Below are 21,507 nucleotides of genomic sequence, written 5' to 3' on the forward strand. Positions count from 1 at the left end.
GCAGGTGCCACAACAGATGGTGCAAGGGCAAGGCAGCAGGACTAAGGCGAGAGGCAAATATTATGGGCGGATTTGTCGGCGGAATGATCGCAGGCGCAGTTGTCGTTGTGGTGCTGGGGGCAGTCTTATCGCTCAACGCGCCGCTGTCGAAAAAGCCGTCCATAGCGACAGTCGCACCAGAACCTGCACCGGTGCAGACGTCGGAGAGCTCCGAGGTTGTCGCTGAGGCGGGTGCAGATGCCGATCTGCTCAAACTCCCTGCGCAGACGCCCGAGAATGAAGTCGAAGAAGAGGATTCTCTGGCCGGTTTATCCGAAGCTGAGAACGCCCCGGACAGCCAGCCGGTAGTGAATGACGTAAGCGTTCCGGTCGAAGCGCCGACGCCCAGCGAGGCGGATTCCGTAAGCATCTCGAGTGAGGCCCCGGTCGTTCCGCGAATGCCTGTCCCCGTTCAGCCTGCGCCGCTTGCCGACCTCAGCCCAGATGCCGCAGAAGATGCCCCTGAACCACCGGCTGATCAGGTTGCTCTTGACGAGCCCTTGCCCGAAGTCTCGCCTTCGGAATCAATCGAGCTGGAGGTGAATCCGGAGGATAACCCAATCGCAGTGGAAGGGGACGAGGACACGCTGCCCAGTCAGCCGCTACCGCGTATCGCCTCGGTTCCGCAGATCGGCGCAGAGGAAAACACGTCGGGAAATACCACTATCGGGCGTCGTGTAGTGCCTTTGACTGAACGAGATGATGAAGTAGCCCAAGATCCGCAGGAAGAGGTTCCTGTAGGTAAACCGATCGAGGCCTTCGCAGAGAAGTTTGACAATCCGGATTCCAAACCCCTCATGTCGATCATTCTGATTGACGATGAGGGTGCATATGGCGCCGAGGCGCTTCAGGATTTTCCATATCCGCTTACGTTTGCGGTGCGCCCATCAGACCCCGATGCAGCTGAGAAAATGGCTCGACATCGGGCGGCCGGGTTCGAAGTGATGGTCACTGCTGACCTGCCAAAGGCGGCCAGCGCACAGGATGCTGAGGTATCGCTTTCGGTGTGGCTTGAAGCGTTGCCCGAAACGGTAGGAATTCTTGAAGGTGATGGATCCGGCATCCAAGGTAACCGGAAACTGGCGGATCAGGTCGCCGCCATCGCCGGTGGAACGGGTCGAGGACTGATCACTCAGGATAACGGGCTCAACACGGTACAGAAGTTGGCCTCCCGTAATGGAATTCCGTCTGCGGTAATTTTCAGGGATATCGACGGCGCGCGGCAGGATGCAAAAATCATGCGACGTTTCCTGGACCAGGCTGCGTTCCGGGCCGGGCAGGAGGGCACTGTTGTCATGTTGGGCCGGTTGCGCCCGGATACCATATCGGCCTTGCTGCTTTGGGGTCTGGAAGATCGCGGAGGCCGCGTTGCAATGGCGCCTATTTCGGCGGTGATGATGCAAGGGGCGCAATAAGCCCGATCACATCCTTCCCCGAAACAGGCAGCCCAGACGGGCTGCCTTTATCAATTCTTGCCGGACAGCGTAAATCGGGCCGCGTCAGCCGCAGCGCGTCTGATGGCGTTGGACTTGTGGACGGTTTCCATGAATTCAGCCTCTGGATCGCTATCATACACAACGCCACCACCGGCCTGAATATATAGCTTTTGATCCTGAACGATGGCCGTTCGCAGGGCGATACACATGTCCATGTCTCCGCCGGCGCTGAAATAGCCGACGCCGCCGCCGTAGACACCGCGTTTTTCCGGCTCAAGCTCATCAATGATTTCCATGGCTCGTACCTTGGGCGCGCCCGAGACCGTCCCCGCAGGCATTCCCGCAAAAAAGGCGTCCAGCGCATCCTTACCCTCGGCCAGCTCACCCACAACGTTTGAAACGATGTGCATAACATGGCTGTACCGTTCAATGATGAACTCTTCGGTCGGGCGCACCGTTCCGATCTTTGAAACCCGCCCGGTGTCATTGCGGCCTAGATCCAACAGCATCAGATGTTCGGCCAGTTCTTTCTTGTCGGCCAGCAATTCAATCTCGTAAGCTTTGTCCTCTTCCGGGGTCGCTCCACGTGGACGCGTCCCGGCGATGGGTCGTATGGTGACTTCATTGCCAAACACGCGCACCAGGATTTCCGGGCTGGCGCCGATCACCTGAAACCCGCCAAAGTTAAAATAGAACATGAAGGGCGACGGGTTTGTTCGCCGAAGCGACCGGTACAGCGCAAATGGAGGCAGCGGGAAATCCTGCGTCCAGCGTTGCGCTGGCACTACCTGAAAGATATCGCCAGCTCGAATGTATTCCTTGGCTTTCTCGACTGCTTCCAGATAGCCGGACTTGGTAAAATTCGAGACGGGTGGAGCGACTTCGTACGCATCGCCAAGGTCGCGTGTTTCAGCAGGCATCGCCCGCTCCAGATCGCGCACTGCGTCCATGACGCGCTCGGCGGCCTGGGCATACGCAGCCTTGGCTGACTGGCCATCGCTGACCCAGGCGGGGGAAACGACCGTGACTTCGCCCTTCACACCATCCAGAACCGCGACGACAGAAGGACGCAGCATGACAGCATCCGGCAGGCCCAGAGGGTCGGGGTTGATGTTCGGCAGATGCTCGACCAAGCGCACCATGTCATAACCGAGATAGCCAAATAGTCCCGCCGCAGCTTGTGGAAGGTCGTCAGGCAGCTCGATCCGGCTTTCGGCCAGAAGCGTCCGAAGGTTGTCCATCGGATCGCCATTCTGCGCCGTGAAAGCGTCCGGGTCGAACCGGGCCGAGCGGTTCAGTTCCGAGGTCTCAGCGCGACAGCGCCAGATCAGGTCGGGTTTCATACCGATGATAGAATACCGTCCGCGGACCTCGCCACCAGTTACCGACTCGAGCATAAAGGCGTCTTTTTGCGCTCCGGTCAGTTTCAGCATCAAGGAGACAGGCGTATCAAGATCGGCTGCCAGACGGGTGTAAACGACCTGGTTTTCGCCGGCCTCATAAGCACGGGCGAAGCTGTCAAACTCGGGGGTCAGGGCCATATTCGGTCTCTTAATTAATAGCTCGCCTGAACGGCGTTCAGTGCTTGCTGATCCACCACAGGACGGGCGCGGGCCTGGGCGTCGCGAACATAGGCATCGAAAATGTTCTGTGCCAGAGCCTGATTCAGCTGAGCGGCCAGCGCTTGTTGAACCTGACGGCGTTCATCGGTCTCGGCAGGGGGCAACAATTCGTCAAGTCGAACGATCAACGCGACCCCGGCACCGGGAACGACACGATAGCTTCCTAGTTCCATGTCGAACACTTCCGGCATGAAACCTGCGGGTACATCTTCTAGAAATGCAGTTCGTGTCAGAGCGTTTTCCACGCGGTGAGGTAGGCCGGTCGTGGTGAAATCCCCGTTCTCCTGCAACTGCTCCAACACGGCATTCGCGCGGTCTTCCAACGCTTTGCCAGTTTGAACCTGTGTCCAGGCCGCCGCAACGCGATCACGCGCTGATTCCAGCGGTTCAGGCCGACGAGGCAGCGTTTCGTTCAGGCGCAGCGCAAAGATCGAACCGTCCTCCAGGAATGCAATCTCGGGAAAATCCCCGTCTTGCACGGCTTCGGCTGCACTGCGGAAACCGTCATATGCGGCCACGCCATCCTGACTGGCGCGAGTCCAGTCGATCTGTCCCAGCTCCATCCCGGTCTCGGCTGCCAACTCCTCAAGTGTTGCCCCGCCTGCAAGCAGGTCATTGATGTCTTCGGACTGAGCCTCGATCTGGCGGCGCGCACGGTCTGCGGCCAACTCTTCGCGCAGAGCTGGGGCGGCGTCTTCGAAGGGAGTGTTGTTCTCAGCCAGCGAGCCGTTGATACGGAAAAGGGCAGGGCCGAATACCGAGGGCAGAGGTCCAACAACAGTGTCCAGTTCAGCCGCGAAAATGGCCTCGGCCGCATCGCCCAGGTCGTCGCGGGTAACGTCGCCCAGATCCACGTCGCTCAGCTCAAGCTCACGGTCACGGACAAGTTGTTCGAAGGTTGTCCCGCCAACTTCAATCTGTGCCATGGCATCTTGCGCAGCGGCGTCATCAGAAAAAGAAAGGCGTTCAACAAGGCGGCGTTCGGGTTGCTGAAACTCGTCTGCGCGCTGTTCGAAAAGCCGGAGAACTGAATCTTCGTCCACCTCGACACTATCCAGCAGCATATTGGGCGACAGAATCGTATAGGTCAGCTTTTTGGTGCGGGGCAGGGAAAACTGGTCCTGGTTCTCGTCGTAATAGGCCTGGATTTGTTCATCGGTTGGGGTTGCAACCGGCTCTGCCAAAACTTCGGGTGAAACGGTTGCAACAGTAAAGCTGCGGCGGGCACCGACAAAGTCTGTCAGAACTTCAGTCAGGATCGAGGGCATTTCTACTCCGCTGACCACGGCATCCTGCACGATGGTCCGTGCGGATTCTTTCCTCAGATCGGTTTCAAACTCGGTGTCGGTCATGCCAACCTGTTCAAGCTGAAAGCGATATGCCTCACGGTCGAAAGAACCATCAGGCCCCTGAAACGCAGGGATCGAGACGATTTCTTCCTGCAAATTTTCATCGCCGATCGAAATACCCAGCAGACCAACTTCGTTATCCAAAGCAGCCAGCGCGGTGAGGCGCGACAGAGCCAGCTGGTCCAAGCCAAAATCGCGGGCCTGTGACATTTGCAGGGGCTGGCCGGTCTGGCTTTCGACCGCGCGGATTTCGCGCTGAAGTTCGCGGACGTAATCGTCAATCGAGATATCTTCGTTGCCCACCTGTGCTACAGTGCGCACAGTTCCAGTCAGGCTGGTCGCGCCAAATCCTGCAAGGCCCAGCATCAAAAGACCCATGAGGATCCAGACAAAGGTCTTTGATAGATTTTTCATGCCTGCGGCCATGGTGCCCTCTTGTTTTATTCGGCAAGTATTTGCCCTGTCGGTTGCGGCCCTGAATACGACGCGCACCGCCGAGGGGCAAGCTTAGAAGGAGAGAGCGTGCAGGCGGTCAAACAATTCCGTAATTCCGTTGCGATCAAGATTGGCAAATGCGATGCGGACCTGTCGTTTTCCGGCCGGGTCGTGATCGGGCATGAACATCGTGCCTGGCAGCAACAGAATGCTGGCATCCGTGACCAGCCGACGGGCTAAATCATCCGAAGAGATGTCAAACGGGTGTTCGAAATAAGCAAAATAGGCGCCCAACCCAAGCAACCGCCATCCTTTACTGGTCAGTTTGGGAAGTTGTCTTGTAATGACAGCGCGACGGTCGAGGATTTCCCTTCGTTCATCGGCCAGCCATTGCGACAGGTTTTGCATCCCCCAAAGCGCACCAAACTGACCGATTTGGTTTGGACAGATCGCGACGGTATCCAGAAATTTCTCAATCTCAGACAGCAGCGACGGACTGGTCGCAACAGCACCTACTCGGTGACCGGTCAGACGGTAGGCCTTTGAAAACGAATATAGATGAATCAGAGTGTCATCCCAGCCCGGCTGAGCGAACAGATCATGGGGCGGGCCGCTGCGGCTGTCGAAATCGCGGTAGGTCTCATCAACCAAAAGCTTAATTCCGGTTTCGCGCGACAGTTCGAAAAACGCGCGCAGCAGCTCAGCCGGGTATTCGACACCGCCGGGATTGTTCGGGGTGACCAGAGCAATGGCGCGGGTCTTATCCGTTATCAAATCCCGCGCCGCGTTCACCTCTGGCAACAGTCCATCATCAGTTCTCAGATCAATGGCGTTAACACCTGTCATATCCAGCCACATTTTATGGTTGAAATACCACGGCGTGGGCAGAATGACCTCATCCCCTTGGTCTGTGATGGAGGAAATCGCAGCGGCGAAGGCCTGATTGCAGCCAGAAGTAATGGCAACCTGTTCCTGTGCGACAGGTGCGCCATAATGAACCGTAATCTGGCTGGCCAGTTCAGACCTGAGGGCGCTGTTGCCCAGAACCGGGCCATAGAGATGAGCGGAATCCTCGGTCGACGCATAAGCCGCCATCGCCTGACGCATCTCAAGTGGAGGCGGATCGACGGGGGCCGCCTGACTTACGTTTATCAAGGGCCGCTCTTCAGGGAAGGTCACGCCTTCGATCCACCGGCGCGCCTCCATGACTGGGGGCGGAAAGGTGGCGGCGGTGCGTGTCCGGGTCATCTCTGCGCCCCAGTCAGTTGCTGCGCTTGGGCCGGATCAATCCGTGCCCCGGTAGGGTTCGACATATTGCAAAGCCATATCCCACGGGAAGAAAATCCAGGTGTCCTGGCTGACTTCGGTGATGAAAGTGTCAACCATCGGGCGGCCTTTCGGCTTGGCATAAACCGTCGCGAAATGCGCCTTGGGATACATCGCCCGCACCAGTTCCAGAGTTTTGCCACTGTCGACCAGATCGTCGACAATCAGGATTCCGGTGCCGTCGCCCATGAGGTCAGCGTCGGGTGCTTTGAGCACTTCGGCTTCGCCTTGATCCTGGTGATGGTAGGAGCGCACGCTGATCGTGTCGACTGTGCGAATGTCCAGCTCGCGGCTGACAATCATCGCCGGTGCCATACCGCCACGGGTAATGGCAACGACGCCACGCCAGGCCCCATCATTCGGACCTTGCCCATCCAGCCGCCAAGCGAGCGCTCGGGAATCGCGGTGAATCTGATCCCAGCTGATGTGAAAGCCTTTTTCGTGGGGCAGGCGGTCCTTGGCACTCATGATTCAACCCTTCTCAACGTCTGGAGCATCAACGGCTTTCATACCGACGATGTGGTATCCCGAATCCACATGCAGGTTCTCACCAGTGACACCGCCGCTTAGATCGGAAAGCAGATACAGCGCCGAGTTGCCCACATCGTCGATGGTCACATTGCGGCGCAGGGGTGAGTTATATTCGTTCCACTTCATGATATAGCGAAAGTCGCCGATGCCGCTGGCGGCCAGTGTCTTGATCGGCCCGGCCGAGATCGCATTCACACGAATGCCGTCCTTGCCTAAATCCTCGGCCAGATATTTGACCGATGCTTCCAGCGCGGCTTTGGCAACGCCCATGACATTATAATGCGGCATCACCTGTTCGGCGCCGTAATAGGTCAGGGTGATGGCGCTGCCGCCTTCGGTCATCATCTTTTCGGCACGCTGCATCACGGCGGTAAAGGAATAAACCGACACGTCCATCGTGAGGTTGAAATTCGCCCGCGACGTATCAACGTAGCGCCCGCGTAGCTCATTCTTGTCTGAAAACCCGATTGCGTGGACAACAAAGTCCAGCTTTCCCCATTTCTCGGATAGCGCATCAAACAATCCGTCGATCGAGGCTTCATCGCTGACATCGCAGGGCAGGACGATTTCACTGCCCAGCTGTGCCGCCAGTGGGTCAACGCGCTTTTTCAAGGCATCCCCTTGATATGAGAATGCTAACTCGGCCCCGGCCTCGGACAAGGCGCGGGCGATTCCCCATGCGATTGATTTGTCATTGGCCAGTCCCATGATGAGGCCGCGCTTTCCGGCCATCAACTGATTTGACATGTTCGGTTCTCCGCCTGTCTTCGCGTTATGTTGCGTTGGTTTATGCCATTGGCTGGTCTGCTTCAAGGCCGTGCACTCTTGCCCGTGGCGGGAACTCGCCCTAGGGTATCCCTCAATAGTTTCCAGGGGATGGAAATGAGCGAACGTGATGGCATCTTCGCAGGAACCGACCCATTTGCAATAGCAGGGCGGTGGCTGGGCGAAGCTGTGAAGAGTGAACCCAACGATCCTAACGCGATTGCACTGGCAACCGTGGGCGAAGATGGTATGCCCAATGTACGAATGGTGCTGTTGAAAGAGATCGAAGCCGACGCCTTCGTTTTCTACACAAATTACGAAAGTGCCAAGGCAGGCGAGTTGGACAATGCTGGCAAGGCGGCCTTCGTGATGCATTGGAAATCTTTGCGGCGTCAAATCCGCGTTCGTGGTACAATCACGCGCGAAGATGGACCAAAGGCTGATGAATATTATGCCTCCAGGTCATTGAAAAGTCGGCTTGGTGCATGGGCGTCCAAGCAATCTCAGCCGCTTAGCAGCCGTTCCGCGCTGATGGCGGATGTGGCGAAAGTGACAGCAAGGCTTGGCCCTAACCCTCCGCGCCCTAAATTTTGGGGTGGTTACCGGCTTGTGCCGACGGAAATTGAATTCTGGGCAGACGGCGCATTTCGTCTGCATGACAGGTTCAGGTGGTGCCGGGATGACGCTGCTTCGGAATGGCAGATTCAGAGGTTGAATCCATGACGTTCACGTGTCGCGAATTGCAATGCGCAGATAACAAAGGGATTTTTCACCTTGAATTTGCGCGTCAATCCCATACACATCGGACCCTTAACAAAGTGAAAAAAAACGCAGTGGGACCACAGTGCCAGAAGATCTGAACAACATGTACCGCGTCCGAGGACACGTTAAATGGTTCGACCCTGCCAAAGGATACGGCTTTGTCGTATCGGATGAAGGTGGGCCGGATATTCTGCTGCACGTAAACGTTTTGCGTAATTTCGGTCAAAGCTCGGTTGCAGACGGGGCAGGCATCGAAATTATGACGCATCGCACTGATCGCGGTGTGCAAGCTGTCGAAGTCATCAGCGTCGATCCGCCAGCGCGCGCCGATACGATGATGCTCGCGGATTTTGCTGAACTTGATCCAGTTGAGATTGCAGCGGCTCCTTTGGTGGCTGCGCGGGTTAAGTGGTTCGACAAGGGCAAAGGGTTTGGCTTCGCTAATGTATTCGGGCGTGGCGAGGATGTGTTCCTGCATATTGAGGTTCTACGCCGTTCGGGGCTTGCGGATCTGCAACCCGGTGAAGCATTGGCCATGCGGGTCATAGACGGACAGCGTGGTCGGATGGCGGCCCAGGTTATGGCCTGGGAAGCAGCTATGGATGACTGATCTGCCATGGCAGGGCTTTTCAAGGTTCTGACTGTCGTCTTGTTACTTTGGGCCGGTGGCGCAGAAGCCGCCTGTCGTACAGATCGTGTTAGCCTGAAAAATGATAAGTCCCAAATCGGCTTTGATATTGAACTCGCCGTGTCGCCACAGGAGCGATCGCGCGGACTCATGTTTCGAGAATCGCTTCCGGTACGTTCAGGGATGCTGTTTGTATTCGACCCGCCGCAACCTGTTGCGTTCTGGATGAAGAACACGCTGATTCCTCTGGACCTGATCTTCATAGATAAGACGGGTATGGTAACGAAAGTTCATCACAACGCGATTCCCGGTGATTTGACCCCCATCGGAGGGGGCGATTCGGTATTCGCGGTGTTGGAAATCAACGCTGGTCTCGCAGATCGTTATCTGATCACGCCTGGAACACAGATCCAGCACAAAGTTTTTTCACATGGTCCGGCGATTTGGCCCTGTTAGGGCTTTTCAAATCAGAACGGCACGGTTAGGAAGGCGCACGGTTCGGGGCGTGGCGCAGTCTGGTAGCGCACCTGTTTTGGGTACAGGGGGTCGTAGGTTCGAATCCTGCCGCCCCGACCACTTCTTCAAAAATTAAAATGGCGACCCACCCATCGTTCGATAGATGGCGCTAAGGGTTTTATCCAATTCTTTGCTTTCTACAGGGACTTTTGCAGCAGGCCCTGTTTCGCGCGGCACATTAAAAAACAGATCCGCTTCAACTAGATAGCCACCTGCGTTTTTTTCGGCGGTCAGCCGAGTCACACTTTTGGGTAGGTTCTGTGGATAGCCGTCATAGTTGAGAATCAGGTAGGCTGTGGTCTTCGGAGGCAGAAGTTCCTGACACTCGAACTGACGATTTCCGATTTTCCTAAATTCCTCACCCGGGCCGTTGCAAGATGTCTCGAACGTAGCAAACAACTTGTCTGGAAAGGCTGAGAACTGCGCGCTGCGCGATGTGGCGGGCGTTTCTTGTGGTGTGCAGGCCACGATCAGGACAAACAGGGAAATTATTCGAAACGCGGTCATTGATCGGTCTGCCCTTTGTTGGATGTGCTTTTACGCGCACCTCTGAATAATGTCGAAATCGGCCGGATGCTGATTCTATTTCAACCTAGACATCTTAAGGCTGGTTTATCAAATCCCGATAAGTAAGCCGGAAAGAACGGTTAATCGTATTACGGACTTGGCTAGGTGATGGCGAACCATGGCGGATAACTCTGTGGAGGAATCGGAAACTGTCCTTCACCAGTTTGTCTATGCGGATCGGTCAACATAAAAGATTCCAAAAATGGCGGAAAAAGGCCGTTGACGATCTATGTGTGAATACGCCAGATTGTATAGGCCGAAAGTGCTGCCACTAAATCTGGTAGAAAATCCAGAACGTGGCACAGGGCGAGGGCTGGAGAGCACATCATACTTACGTGCGTCCGTCGGAACGGGGTCACGCTGCTTCGGGCAGCGGCCGGTTTCCTGCGCCCAAGATTTTCGGTTAGGGCAGATGGTCCGTTTATTGGGATCAAAAGCCAAGGGACAAGTTGATTGAATCTAGGGCGGCGGACATGAAGATTGACAGAAAATTTACCAAATCGGGACAGGATGCTTATGCAGAGCTTAAGTTCGCTTCTGCGACGTCAGAAATCCGAAACCCGGATGGGACCATCGTTTTCCGCCTGGACGATATCGAGGTTCCTACCAGCTGGAGCCAGGTCGCAAGCGACGTCATCGCGCAGAAGTATTTCCGCAAAGCAGGCGTTCCGACCAAGCTGAAGAAGGTCAAGGAAAAGGATGTCCCTGAATTCCTGTGGCGTTCTGTTCCGGCTGAGGACGCTGAATTTGGGGGCGAAATCTCGTCCAAGCAGGTGTTTGACCGTCTTGCCGGCGCCTGGGCCTATTGGGGCTGGAAAGGTGGCTATTTCTCGACCGAGGATGACGCGAGCGCCTATTTCGACGAGATGCGTTATATGCTGGCGACTCAGCGCGCTGCGCCGAACAGCCCGCAATGGTTCAATACCGGCCTGCACTGGGCTTACGGAATCGATGGCCCAGCACAGGGGCACCACTATGTCGATTATAAGACAGGCAAGCTGACCAAATCGAAATCCGCCTATGAGCATCCGCAGCCGCATGCGTGTTTCATCCAGTCCGTAGATGATGATCTGGTGAACGAGGGTGGCATTATGGACCTGTGGGTCCGCGAGGCGCGCCTGTTCAAATACGGAAGCGGAACCGGGACCAACTTTAGCCACCTGCGTGGCGAGGGTGAGGCACTGTCGGGTGGCGGTAAATCCTCGGGTTTGATGGGCTTTCTCAAGATCGGCGACCGCGCCGCTGGCGCGATTAAATCAGGCGGCACGACCCGTCGAGCAGCAAAGATGGTCATCGTCGATGCAGATCACCCAGACATCGAGAAATTCATCGAATGGAAGGTGATCGAAGAGCAGAAGGTGGCCTCGATCGTTGCCGGATCGAAGATGCACGAGAAGATGCTGAACGGCATTTTCGAGGCCATCCGCAGCTGGGACGGCGCGCAGGAAGACGCGTATGATCCCAAGACGAATGACAGCCTGAAAAAGGCGGTTCGCCAGGCGAAAAATGTTGCGATCCCCGAGACTTACATCAAACGCGTTCTGGATTACGCCAAGCAGGGTCACGATAGCATCGAATTCCCGACCTACGATACGGATTGGGATTCGGAAGCCTACAGCTCGGTTTCGGGCCAGAACTCGAACAACTCGATTCGCGTAACCAACGCCTTCCTGACCGCTGTCGAGAAGGACGCGGACTGGGAACTGGTCAACCGCACAAACGGGAAAGTCGCCAAGACCGTCAAGGCGCGCGACCTGTGGGAAAAGGTTGGCCACGCGGCCTGGGCCTGCGCCGATCCCGGCATCCAGTTTCACGACACAGTCAACGAGTGGCATACATGCCCCGAAGATGGGGAGATTCGCGGATCGAACCCGTGTTCGGAATATATGTTCCTCGATGATACGGCCTGTAATCTTGCGTCGATGAACTTGCTGACTTTCCTCAAGGATGATGAGTTCCAGGCAGTGGACTATATGCATGCCTCGCGCTTGTGGACCCTAACGCTGGAAATCTCGGTGACCATGGCGCAGTTCCCGTCCAAGGAAATCGCGCAGCTGTCCTATGACTTCCGCACTTTGGGTTTGGGCTATGCCAATATCGGCGGTCTGCTGATGAACATGGGCTACAGCTATGACTCGGATGAAGGCCGCGCGATCTGTGGCGCGCTGACCGCGATCATGACCGGTGTAGCCTATGCAACCTCGGCCGAGATCGCTGGTGAATTGGGTCCGTTCAATGGCTATGAGCGCAACGCCGATAACATGCTTCGGGTCATCCGCAACCATCGCCGCGCATCTCAGGGTGTGACTGAAGGGTATGAGAAACTGGCAGTGAAGCCTGTACCTCTGGACCATGGCAACTGCCCGGATAAACGTTTGGTTGATCTGGCGATGTCAGCTTGGGATGAAGCGCTGAGCCTGGGTGAGCAGAACGGTTATCGCAATGCGCAGGCCACTGTGATTGCGCCAACCGGAACCATCGGTCTGGTGATGGATTGCGACACCACCGGGATCGAGCCGGACTTTGCTTTGGTAAAGTTCAAGAAACTGGCCGGTGGCGGGTATTTCAAAATCATCAACCGCTCGGTGCCTGCAGCGTTGGAAAAGCAGGGGTATTCCTCGGCTCAGATTGAAGAGATCGTCAGCTACGCGGTTGGTCATGGCACCATCGGCAACGCTCCGGGGATCAACCACACCTCGCTGACGGGTCACGGCTTTGGCCCCAATGAACTGGCCAAAGTGGATGCCGCACTGGAAAGCGCCTTCGACATCCGGTTCGTGTTCAACCAGTGGACTCTGGGCGAGGATTTCTGCACCGGTGTTCTCGGCATCCCTGCGACCAAGCTGAATGACCCGACCTTCGATCTGCTGCGCCATCTGGGCTTTACCAAAGCGGATATCGACGCGGCCAACGACCACGTTTGCGGAACCATGACGCTGGAAGGTGCACCGCATCTGAAAGAAGAGCATTATTCGATCTTCGACTGTGCCAACCCGTGCGGCAAGAAAGGCAAGCGTTTCCTGGGTGTTGACAGCCACATCACCATGATGGCTGCAGCGCAGAGCTTCATTTCGGGTGCGATCAGCAAGACGATCAACATGCCGAATGACGCCACCATCGAGGATTGCCAGAAAGCTTATGAGCTGTCCTGGTCGCTGGGTGTGAAGGCAAACGCGCTGTATCGCGACGGCTCTAAACTGTCGCAGCCATTGGCAGCCGCGCTGGTCGAGGATGACGAAGAGGCAGCAGAAGTTCTGGAAACCGGGACGCCGCAGGAAAAAGCCGTCGTTCTGGCCGAGAAGGTCATCGAGAAGGTCGTCGTCAAGGAAATCATCCGCAGCCATCGTGAGAAACTGCCGCATCGCCGCAAGGGTTACACTCAAAAGGCAATCGTGGGTGGCCACAAGGTATACCTGCGCACGGGCGAGTTCGAAGACGGCCAATTGGGTGAGATCTTCATCGACATGCACAAGGAAGGCGCTGGCTTCCGTGCGATGATGAACAACTTTGCCATCGCCGTGTCGGTTGGCCTGCAATATGGCGTACCGCTGGAAGAGTTCGTGGATGCCTTCACCTTCACCAAGTTCGAACCGGCGGGAATGGTACAGGGCAACGACTCGATCAAGAATGCGACGTCGATCCTGGATTACATCTTCCGCGAATTGGCCGTGTCCTATCTGGACCGCACCGATCTGGCTCATGTGAAACCAGAAGGCGCAAGCTTTGACGATCTGGGCCGGGGCGAGGAAGAAGGTGTCTCGAACGTGTCCGAGATCAGCGAAAGCGCGGCGTCCAAGTCTTTGGAAGTTCTGAAACAAATCAGCTCGTCCGGGTATCTGCGCAAACGGATGCCGCAGGAACTGATGGTTCTCAATGGCGGACAAACCGTAGTTAACGGCATGGCCGAAACCGCAGCCACTTTCGAAGCTTCGGTGGTTGAATCCGCCGCCGCAACCGGAATGGACGCCCGCACCAAAGCCAAGATGCAAGGCTATGAGGGCGATCCCTGCGGTGAATGCGGAAACTACACGCTGGTGCGCAACGGCACCTGCATGAAATGCAACACCTGCGGCTCAACAAGCGGGTGTAGCTGAGTTAAGCGCCCCGGCAACCCGGGGCGCAGGGGGTCGGAAGCTGCCACAGTTGCCGGCCCCGACGAATACGGATCAAGGCGCAGAGACTTACCTTCGATGCCTTGGTCCACTCGGCCGACATGCCCGTGTTGGCCGGGAACAGGGTGGGGCGGAATATTTGCTCTTTCCCACTCTTTCACGGAACGGGTGCGCTCGTTCCATGCGACGTCCAGGCCGCAGGCAAACAAAACACCGGGCGGTCAACGAATGGAGCCTGGATGGCGAAACTGACAGGGGGCTTCGGCCCCCTTTCTTTTTGTCCTAAAGCCGTTAACTCGGCAGAGCCTCGCCATATTGCCTGTTTCCCATCGGGCAAGAACCGCCGACCGTGTTTGGGGGAGTTTTACCCAGCGACAGACCGCGGATGCGACTCTTGCAAACACGCGGAGTTTGGCGCGAAATCAAAGCGATGGTACTCAGCGGCTGACAACTGGTGGTGATTGCGTGTTCTTGATGCTTGTCCGGACACAAAACACACAAACTCTATCAGGAGGCATCACAATGAAACTGAATACTCTGGTCACATTTTCCGCACTTGCTTTTGCTCTGCCGACTTTGGCTGTCGCGCAGTCTGCGGCGGATACCAATGGGGACGGCGTTCTGACAATCGAAGAAGTTCAGGCCGTCGTGCCAGACGTTGACGCAAACGGATTTGCAGCAATGGATGCAAATGGCGACGGCGCGCTGGATCAGGATGAAATTGCAATCGCGCAGGAAGCCGGGTTGCTGCCATCTACAAACGGCTGATCAACAAATTATCAAGGCGGCCAGACGAAATTTCTGGCCGCCTTTCTAGGTGTTTATCTGGGTAGGTGAATGTTGAATTTACTGCGAATCTGCGCATCCAATGCCGGATCGAACTGTGCCGGAGAAGAGGTCGACAGGATTTCCAGTTTTCGCGCGGTCGCTTTTTCGATCAAGTCAGGTTTGCCAAGCTCGACCCATTCTTTCGGAGACGTTCGATCTCCATGTGCGGGATACACATAATCGGCCTGCATGCGCCCAAGTGTGGCATCGGTTCCCAAATAGTGACCGGGCCCACCAAGGCAAACCTCGGCCATCTGATCCAATGCCAGTGTTTCGTCAGATACTTCGATCCCGCGGACGCAGCGCATCGCCTGTCCGATAAGATCATCCCCTAAGATCAAGCTTTCAAAGCAAAAACCCAACAGAGACGAGTGCATCCCGGCGGATTCATAAACCATATTCAGGCCCGACAGGCCGGCCATGACGTTCGAGCACATCTGCTCCCATCCCGCTTGCATATCGGGCAATTTGGAATCCGACGCGCCTGCGGCGGCTCCGCCTGGCAGATCATAAAACTTGTGCATTTGGGCACAGCCTGCGCTGAGCAGAGCCTGTTCACCTGATCCTACGGACATGGCGCCTGTCCGAAGGTCCAACCCAAAGGGCCAGGTTCCAAAAATCGCCGGTGCACCTGGCTTTACGGCATTTACATAAACCAAACCGGCAAGACATTCTGCTGTCGCCTGGGCAATGGCGCCTGCGATTGTGGACGGAGCAGTTGCACCTGCCATTCCGGCCGAAAGAAGAAGAACAGGCATTCCTTCCTTGATGCATTCCTCCATCACCTGACAGCTTTCAGTGGCAAACTTCATGGGCGGTACGACAAAGCAGTTCGAGTTCGAGATGAATGGCCGCTCGCGCCACTTGTCTTCACCGCCTGCGATCATGTGGATTAGTTCCATCGCTGGCGCGACATAACTAGGATCGGTGAACGATGTGCCGATATGCTTGTAAGTGCCAGAACTACAAGCATAAATCGTGTTCAGGTCCATCTCGAGATTGTCGGAAATATCGCGACAAACCATCGGGCGTTGGACAAAATGGATGTTATCCAGCTGTTGGCAAATCCGCGCGGCATCGTGCAGATCCTGCACAGTCGAATCGCGGTATTCGCGGCCGTTGACTTCAACCATACTGACAGCGGCACCGGCGGTCCCATAGTGAACCTTTGCCCCCGACAATTCCAGGTCAGTTTGACCATCCCGGCTGAACAATGTGACCGAGCGGTTGGCTTTGGCAATGGTGTCTTCAACCAGCGCGCGCGGAAACCGGATGCGTCCGTCGTCGCCAAGTGTGCAGCCCGCGCCAACCAGATAGTCGATCCCGCTTTGCGGAGCATCCGCCAGACCTATGGTTTCAAGCGCCTGCAGCGCGGCCTCGTGAATGCGTTCGACTTGTGGCTGAGTCAGTGGCTTGTAGCGTCCGCCCTCCATTCCCGGGCGGATAGGGCGCAGATGATCAGGCAGAGCAGATGCGCGGGCAGCACGACGCGCAGCACGTCCGCCACTGCGGGAAGAGTTACGGGGTTGGTCGTTCATGTTTAGGATCCAATAGTGAGAAACGTATTTTGAGAGGCCTTACAAAAAGCCTGAAGGACGCCCCCTGGCAGCACGTCCCCGATCCGCGCCGATTGTGCGGCTGATCAGGTGGATTTTCCAAAATTCGTTCTGCATTTGGTTCCTCATCCAGTGGCCGCAGTGTTCCAATTCAGAACGGCATTATCTGTTCTATTTGCGACCTTGATGCCGAAAAGCGAAGCAAATTCTCAAGTGATTGTTGCCTAAAGATATTTTTCCCCGAGGCGGTCGAAATCTGCTATAATTTCTCTGCTTACTTGAATTGGGCCACTAGGCTAAACACTTTTTTAACGAATGCGGCCCAGTTTGTAGCAAATTGATCTGAATACTCGAAAGCATTTCTGAAAGGTTTTTGGTGAATCGTAGGAAGGTGCATATCGCATTAATTGTTGCTCTGGCGACATCCGGCTTCTCACCGGCTTTGGCCGAGGATTGGAGCGGTGCCTATGCGGGATTCAGCTTTGGCTATGCTGATGCAGACGGGCCGAATGGTTCAAGCGGCAGCGACACCAGCTTTGGTCCTCATCTCGGGTATGACTTTGATTTCGGCAAGTTCGTGTTGGGTGGTGAGCTTGAGTATAACCGGCTGTCGCTGAATCTTGGTCAGGGCGAAGGCAGTCTGGATAGCATGACCCGGCTGAAACTGCGCGGCGGATACGATTTCGGTAATGCGTTGGGATATGTAGTTATCGGTGCGGCGCGCGTGGATTCCACGGTCGAAAACGATACCGCAGCGGTTTATGGCATTGGTGTCGCTTATCCGATTGGCAATAATTTCGTCATCAGCGGTGAGGCGCTGCGCCAGAATTTCAATGACGTTACCCGATCGAATGGGGGGCTGGATTCGAATGTGTTCAATCTGCGTACGACATTTCGGTTCTAGCAAGATTTCCAGATTGAATCTGATCTGAGCTGCCGAATTCACGACTATGAAGGTCTGGCGTTTGCGGAGCATGGCGTCGATTTCCTGTTCCAATTCAGGGCGTTCGCCAATCACTCCCCGGTCATGATAGAACGTAAGGCTTGGCGCGGCGGGATAGCCGTGCTAGAGGATGATCCATGAACCGGATGACCTGCATCATTATCTGCTGCATTACCTGCTGATTTATCAAGCGGGCCGGTTTCTTTCGTTTTCTTCCCTGAGACAAGTTGCTAAGCCCGCGCCAACGCGAGACGCTATGCCGTTCTTAGGAGCCGACAGATGAAGACGATCAAACTGCACAACACACGGACACGGACAAAAGAGGATTTCGTTCCGATCAGCGCCGACAATGTGCGGATGTATGTCTGTGGACCTACCGTCTATGACCTTGCCCATCTGGGTAACGCGCGGCCCGTGGTCGTGTTTGATGTGCTCTATCGTTTGCTGCGGCATGTTTATGGCGCAGATCATGTGACCTATGTGCGCAATTTCACCGATGTGGATGACAAGATCAACGCGACCGCCCTGGAACGCCAAAAGGCGGGGGCCGCGGGGACGTTGGAAGAGTTGGTGAAGGAACGGTCAGATGAGACCATCGGCTGGTATCTGCGCGACATGGGTGAGCTTGGCGCGCTACAGCCCGATCATATGCCGCGCGCCACTGAATTCATCGCGCAGATGGTCGCGATGATCGAGGATCTGATTGCCAAGGGTCACGCCTATGCGGCCGAAGGGCATGTTCTGTTCGCGGTGGACAGTTGGAAAGAGCAGTACGGAGCCCTGTCCGGTCGGTCCGTGGATGACATGATCGCGGGTGCCCGGGTCGAAGTTGCGCCGTATAAGAAGAACCCGATGGATTTCGTTCTGTGGAAGCCGTCTACCGACGAGTTGCCCGGGTGGGAGTCTCCTTGGGGCCGAGGGCGTCCGGGTTGGCATATCGAATGCTCGGCCATGAGCTATGAGCTGTTGGGTGAGAGCTTTGACATTCATGGTGGTGGCAACGATTTGATGTTCCCGCACCATGAAAACGAGATCGCCCAGAGCAAATGCGCCCACCCGCATAGCGAGTTTGCGCGCGTTTGGCTGCACAATGAGATGTTGCAGGTCGAAGGCAAGAAAATGTCCAAATCGCTGGGCAACTTCTTTACCGTGCACGATCTTCTGGAGCAGGGTGTGCCCGGTGAGGTGATCCGCTTTGTCTTTTTGCAGACGCATTATCGCAAACCGATGGACTGGACAGAGAAAAAGGCACGTGAAGCCGAGGCAACGCTGCGCAAGTGGCGGGCGCTGACATCAGGCATCGAGCCCGCCGCCAGCGCGGCGCCCGCGGTCATCGCTGCGCTGAGCGATGATCTGAACACAGCGGGCGCCATCACCGAGCTATACCGGCTGGCGTCCGAAGGTGACCATGCAAGCCTGTTGGCTGGCGCCCAGGTTATGGGTCTGTTGATGCCCGAAATGGGTGCATGGGCCGATCTGGCCTCAGTGGATTTAGGGTCGTATGCGGATAGACTTGCAGAAGCGCGGGCCGGGGCGATGCAGAGCAAGGATTTCTCAGAGGTGGATCGCCTGAAAGCAGTATATGTGGCCGCTGGCCTTGAAGTGCGGATGAGCAAAGAAGGTGTAGAGTTGGTTCCTGGTACCGGCTTTGACCTCACCAAGTTGGAGGGAGTGTTATGACAAAAACTCGCCTCTACCTCTACGACACCACCTTGCGCGATGGGCAGCAGACGCAGGGCGTGCAGTTCTCGACCGCTGAGAAGGTGCAGATCGCGCAGGCGCTGGACGAGTTGGGTGTGGATTACATCGAAGGTGGTTGGCCCGGTGCGAACCCGACTGACAGTGCGTTTTTTGATGCCGCGCCGAAAACTGCGGCGCGGTTGACCGCTTTTGGGATGACCAAACGCGCGGGTCGGTCGGCTGAGAATGACGATGTTCTTGCGGCGGTGATGAACGCTGGCACGAAGGCAGTGTGTCTTGTGGGCAAGTCGCATGATTACCATGTGACCCAGGCGCTGGGGATCGCTCTGGAGGAGAATGTCGAGAACGTGCGCGCCTCGGTTGCGCATATCGTGGCGCAGGGGCGTGAGGCGCTTTTTGACGCTGAGCATTTCTTTGACGGCTACAGAGACAATCCCGGATATGCGGTCCAGGTTTGCAAGGCCGCTTTAGAGGCCGGAGCTCGCTGGGTTGTTCTGTGTGACACCAATGGGGGCGCATTGCCCGGTGAAGTGTCGCGGGTTGTATCCGAGGTGATTGCCGCAGGTTTGCCAGGTGATCGTTTGGGCATTCATACTCATAATGACACGGAAAACGCGATTGCGTGCTCGCTCGCTGCTGTGGATGCGGGCGTGCGTCAGGTTCAGGGAACCCTGAACGGGTTGGGCGAACGCTGCGGGAATGCAAATCTGACGGCTTTGATCCCCACTTTGCTGCTGAAAGAACCTTATGTGTCGCAGTTTGATATTGGGGTCAGCGTCGAGGCCTTGGCGGGTCTGACTCGGGTCAGCCGTATGTTGGACGAAATCCTGAACCGGGTGCCCAGCAAGCAGGCGGCCTATGTGGGGGCGTCTGCTTTTGCGCATAAGGCGGGGCTGCATGCCAGCGCGATCCTGAAGGATCCGTCGACATACGAACATGTCGATCCGGCGACTGTCGGCAATGCACGGATCATCCCGATGTCGAACCAGGCGGGGCAGTCGAATCTGCGTAAACGCCTGACTGAGGCCGGCCTGAGCGTGGAAAGTGGTGATCCGGCGCTGGGGCGCATTCTTGACCGGATCAAGCAGCGCGAGGCCGAAGGCTATTCTTATGACACCGCCCAGGCCAGTTTTGAGCTGTTGGCGCGCGATGAGCTGGGCCAGTTGCCCGCTTTTTTCGAGGTCAAACGCTATAAGGTCACGGTTGAGCGGCGGAAGAACAAGTATGACAAGATGGTCAGCCTGTCCGAGGCGGTTGTCGTGGTGAAGGTCGACGGGGAAAAGAAGCTGTCGGTCAGTGAATCTCTGGACGAAGATGGCAGCGACCGGGGTCCGGTGAACGCTTTGGCCAAGGCTCTGGCCAAGGATCTGGGGCAATATTCGCGGATATTGGACGACATGCATCTGGTCGATTTCAAGGTGCGGATCACCCAAGGCGGAACCGAGGCCGTGACGCGGGTCATCATCGACAGCGAAGATGGGCAGGGGCGGCGCTGGTCAACTGTCGGGGTCAGCGCGAACATAGTGGATGCGTCGTTTGAGGCCCTATTGGATGCGATCCAATGGAAGCTTGTACGGGATTGCCGTCCTCGGGCGGTGGTGGCCGAGTGACGGTGCAGTTCAATGACGATCTGAAGGCTTGTGCTGCATTGGTGCATCGCGCCGATCCGGACCGGTTCATGGCGGCGATGGCCGCGCCGGTTGCCGCACGTTCGGTTCTGTTTCCGATCTATGCCCTGAATGTCGAGGTCGCCCGAGCGCCCTGGGTCACGCAAGAGGCGATGATTGCCGAAATGCGCCTGCAATGGTGGCGCGATGCATTGCAGGAAATTGCTGAAGGTCCGACTGTGCGTCGACATGAGGTCGTGACGCCGTTATCGCAGGTTCTTTCCCCACATCTGGCGGTGATGCTGGATGAATACGTGGCCGTAAGGCGCTGGGATATCTATCGCGATCCTTTCGAGGACGAGGCCCATTTCGAGGCCTACCTAAATCACAGCTCGGCCAGTTTGATGGTGGCGTCGGCGCAATCTTTGGGTGAGGCCGATGAGCCTGTGTTACGAGAGTTCGGCTATGCCGTTGGCGTGGCGAACTGGTTGCGCGCAATCCCGGATCTTGAGGCGCGCGGGCGTATTCCTTTGTTGGATGGAACACCCGATGCAGTGCGCGATCTGGCGCAAAAGGCTCTGAACCGGTTGCGGCGCGCACAGGGACAGCGTCTGGCGATTTCACCAGAGGCGCGCCCGGCGCTTTTGGCGGGTTGGCAATCTGAATGGGTGTTGCGCAAGGCGATTGCTCAGCCAGATCGCGTGGCCGCAGGGAATTTGATGCAGGGTGAGGTTCGGCGCCGGGTTTCCCTGATGTGGAAGGTGGTCCGGGGTCGCTGGTAGAC

At 56.5% G+C, this 21,507-nt stretch carries 17 protein-coding genes and 1 tRNA gene; 11 read left to right on the forward strand and 7 right to left on the reverse strand.

The features are described 5' to 3' along the window. Nucleotides 1-62: 62 nt before the first annotated feature. Nucleotides 63-1,454 (forward strand): divergent polysaccharide deacetylase family protein, encoded by a 1,392-nt coding sequence (locus AC2FHW_RS00110; protein WP_496821291.1) that lies wholly within the window; start codon nt 63-65, stop codon nt 1,452-1,454. 50 nt (nt 1,455-1,504) lie between these two features. On the opposite strand, the gene trpE is transcribed toward AC2FHW_RS00110, so the two are convergent. From trpE to fabI, 5 genes are all read right to left on the reverse strand, one after another. After that, nucleotides 1,505-3,016, reverse strand: coding sequence for an anthranilate synthase component I (trpE, locus tag AC2FHW_RS00115; protein ID WP_271947261.1), 1,512 nt, complete (start codon nt 3,014-3,016; stop codon nt 1,505-1,507). A 14-nt stretch (nt 3,017-3,030) separates the two neighbouring features. Beyond that, on the reverse strand, nt 3,031-4,872 hold the full coding sequence (locus tag AC2FHW_RS00120) for a peptidylprolyl isomerase (protein ID WP_271947259.1): 1,842 nt from the start codon (nt 4,870-4,872) through the stop codon (nt 3,031-3,033). A gap of 81 nt (nt 4,873-4,953) precedes the next feature. Then, on the reverse strand, nt 4,954-6,129 hold the full coding sequence (locus AC2FHW_RS00125) for an aminotransferase (protein ID WP_496675761.1): 1,176 nt from the start codon (nt 6,127-6,129) through the stop codon (nt 4,954-4,956). 36 nt (nt 6,130-6,165) lie between these two features. Next, nucleotides 6,166-6,675, reverse strand: coding sequence for a xanthine phosphoribosyltransferase (gene gpt / locus AC2FHW_RS00130; RefSeq protein WP_142633622.1), 510 nt, complete (start codon nt 6,673-6,675; stop codon nt 6,166-6,168). A 3-nt stretch (nt 6,676-6,678) separates the two neighbouring features. Beyond that, nucleotides 6,679-7,485 (reverse strand): enoyl-ACP reductase FabI, encoded by an 807-nt coding sequence (gene fabI, locus AC2FHW_RS00135; protein ID WP_142633624.1) that lies wholly within the window; start codon nt 7,483-7,485, stop codon nt 6,679-6,681. 135 nt (nt 7,486-7,620) lie between these two features. Between fabI and pdxH the strand changes: the two genes are divergently transcribed. From pdxH to AC2FHW_RS00155, 4 genes are all read left to right on the forward strand, one after another. Beyond that, entirely contained in the window at nt 7,621-8,226 is a 606-nt protein-coding gene (gene pdxH, locus AC2FHW_RS00140) for a pyridoxamine 5'-phosphate oxidase (protein WP_142633627.1), read from the forward strand. A 142-nt stretch (nt 8,227-8,368) separates the two neighbouring features. Continuing rightward, nucleotides 8,369-8,875, forward strand: a complete 507-nt coding sequence (locus AC2FHW_RS00145) for a cold-shock protein (protein WP_282021219.1) — start codon at nt 8,369-8,371, stop codon at nt 8,873-8,875. A gap of 6 nt (nt 8,876-8,881) precedes the next feature. Then, nucleotides 8,882-9,349, forward strand: a complete 468-nt coding sequence (locus tag AC2FHW_RS00150) for a DUF192 domain-containing protein (protein WP_142633632.1) — start codon at nt 8,882-8,884, stop codon at nt 9,347-9,349. Nucleotides 9,350-9,392: 43 nt separating this feature from the next. Next, nucleotides 9,393-9,469: transfer RNA gene (locus tag AC2FHW_RS00155), tRNA-Pro, on the forward strand. 12 nt (nt 9,470-9,481) lie between these two features. Here AC2FHW_RS00155 and AC2FHW_RS00160 read toward each other — a convergent pair. Next, nucleotides 9,482-9,916 (reverse strand): hypothetical protein, encoded by a 435-nt coding sequence (locus AC2FHW_RS00160; RefSeq protein ID WP_142633634.1) that lies wholly within the window; start codon nt 9,914-9,916, stop codon nt 9,482-9,484. Between the two features lie 533 nt (nt 9,917-10,449). Between AC2FHW_RS00160 and AC2FHW_RS00165 the strand changes: the two genes are divergently transcribed. Together AC2FHW_RS00165 and AC2FHW_RS00170 are read left to right on the forward strand one after the other, a co-directional pair. Continuing rightward, nucleotides 10,450-14,070 (forward strand): vitamin B12-dependent ribonucleotide reductase, encoded by a 3,621-nt coding sequence (locus tag AC2FHW_RS00165; protein ID WP_496812941.1) that lies wholly within the window; start codon nt 10,450-10,452, stop codon nt 14,068-14,070. Nucleotides 14,071-14,610: 540 nt separating this feature from the next. Further along, a complete protein-coding gene (locus AC2FHW_RS00170) occupies nt 14,611-14,856 on the forward strand; it encodes an EF-hand domain-containing protein (RefSeq protein WP_271947247.1) in 246 nt (81 codons plus the stop codon). Nucleotides 14,857-14,909: 53 nt separating this feature from the next. Here AC2FHW_RS00170 and AC2FHW_RS00175 read toward each other — a convergent pair whose 3' ends face one another. Further along, entirely contained in the window at nt 14,910-16,454 is a 1,545-nt protein-coding gene (locus AC2FHW_RS00175) for a trimethylamine methyltransferase family protein (protein WP_496675744.1), read from the reverse strand. A 409-nt stretch (nt 16,455-16,863) separates the two neighbouring features. On the opposite strand from AC2FHW_RS00175, the gene AC2FHW_RS00180 reads away from it, so the two are divergent. The 4 genes from AC2FHW_RS00180 to AC2FHW_RS00195 all read left to right on the forward strand — a co-directional run bounded on the left by AC2FHW_RS00180 (nt 16,864) and on the right by AC2FHW_RS00195 (nt 21,505). Continuing rightward, nucleotides 16,864-17,376, forward strand: coding sequence for an outer membrane protein (locus AC2FHW_RS00180; protein WP_142633643.1), 513 nt, complete (start codon nt 16,864-16,866; stop codon nt 17,374-17,376). A gap of 318 nt (nt 17,377-17,694) precedes the next feature. Continuing rightward, nucleotides 17,695-19,095, forward strand: coding sequence for a cysteine--tRNA ligase (gene cysS / locus AC2FHW_RS00185; RefSeq protein ID WP_281994575.1), 1,401 nt, complete (start codon nt 17,695-17,697; stop codon nt 19,093-19,095). Continuing rightward, complete coding sequence (gene cimA, locus AC2FHW_RS00190) at nt 19,092-20,726, forward strand: citramalate synthase (RefSeq protein WP_496821292.1); 1,635 nt, start codon at nt 19,092-19,094, stop codon at nt 20,724-20,726. Before cysS ends, cimA begins: the two co-directional genes overlap by 4 nt. Beyond that, nucleotides 20,678-21,505: a squalene/phytoene synthase family protein gene (locus AC2FHW_RS00195; RefSeq protein WP_281972055.1), complete on the forward strand. Its 828-nt coding sequence runs from the start codon at nt 20,678-20,680 to the stop codon at nt 21,503-21,505. Before cimA ends, AC2FHW_RS00195 begins: the two co-directional genes overlap by 49 nt. Nucleotides 21,506-21,507 lie beyond the last annotated feature (2 nt).

The sequence above is a fragment of the Ruegeria sp. YTSA108 genome, assembly GCF_059610185.1.

Coding starts and splice junctions, on each gene's coding strand:
- AC2FHW_RS00175 (WP_496675744.1), bottom strand. CDS start 16,454: ATGAACGACCAACCCCGTAACTCTTCCCGCAGTGGCGGACGTGCTGCG.
- AC2FHW_RS00150 (WP_142633632.1), top strand. CDS start 8,882: ATGGCAGGGCTTTTCAAGGTTCTGACTGTCGTCTTGTTACTTTGGGCC.
- pdxH (WP_142633627.1), top strand. CDS start 7,621: ATGAGCGAACGTGATGGCATCTTCGCAGGAACCGACCCATTTGCAATA.
- AC2FHW_RS00120 (WP_271947259.1), bottom strand. CDS start 4,872: ATGGCCGCAGGCATGAAAAATCTATCAAAGACCTTTGTCTGGATCCTC.
- AC2FHW_RS00145 (WP_282021219.1), top strand. CDS start 8,369: ATGTACCGCGTCCGAGGACACGTTAAATGGTTCGACCCTGCCAAAGGA.
- fabI (WP_142633624.1), bottom strand. CDS start 7,485: ATGTCAAATCAGTTGATGGCCGGAAAGCGCGGCCTCATCATGGGACTG.
- AC2FHW_RS00170 (WP_271947247.1), top strand. CDS start 14,611: ATGAAACTGAATACTCTGGTCACATTTTCCGCACTTGCTTTTGCTCTG.
- trpE (WP_271947261.1), bottom strand. CDS start 3,016: ATGGCCCTGACCCCCGAGTTTGACAGCTTCGCCCGTGCTTATGAGGCC.
- cysS (WP_281994575.1), top strand. CDS start 17,695: ATGAAGACGATCAAACTGCACAACACACGGACACGGACAAAAGAGGAT.
- AC2FHW_RS00160 (WP_142633634.1), bottom strand. CDS start 9,916: ATGACCGCGTTTCGAATAATTTCCCTGTTTGTCCTGATCGTGGCCTGC.
- gpt (WP_142633622.1), bottom strand. CDS start 6,675: ATGAGTGCCAAGGACCGCCTGCCCCACGAAAAAGGCTTTCACATCAGC.
- AC2FHW_RS00125 (WP_496675761.1), bottom strand. CDS start 6,129: ATGACCCGGACACGCACCGCCGCCACCTTTCCGCCCCCAGTCATGGAG.
- AC2FHW_RS00195 (WP_281972055.1), top strand. CDS start 20,678: ATGGAAGCTTGTACGGGATTGCCGTCCTCGGGCGGTGGTGGCCGAGTG.
- AC2FHW_RS00110 (WP_496821291.1), top strand. CDS start 63: ATGGGCGGATTTGTCGGCGGAATGATCGCAGGCGCAGTTGTCGTTGTG.
- AC2FHW_RS00165 (WP_496812941.1), top strand. CDS start 10,450: ATGAAGATTGACAGAAAATTTACCAAATCGGGACAGGATGCTTATGCA.
- cimA (WP_496821292.1), top strand. CDS start 19,092: ATGACAAAAACTCGCCTCTACCTCTACGACACCACCTTGCGCGATGGG.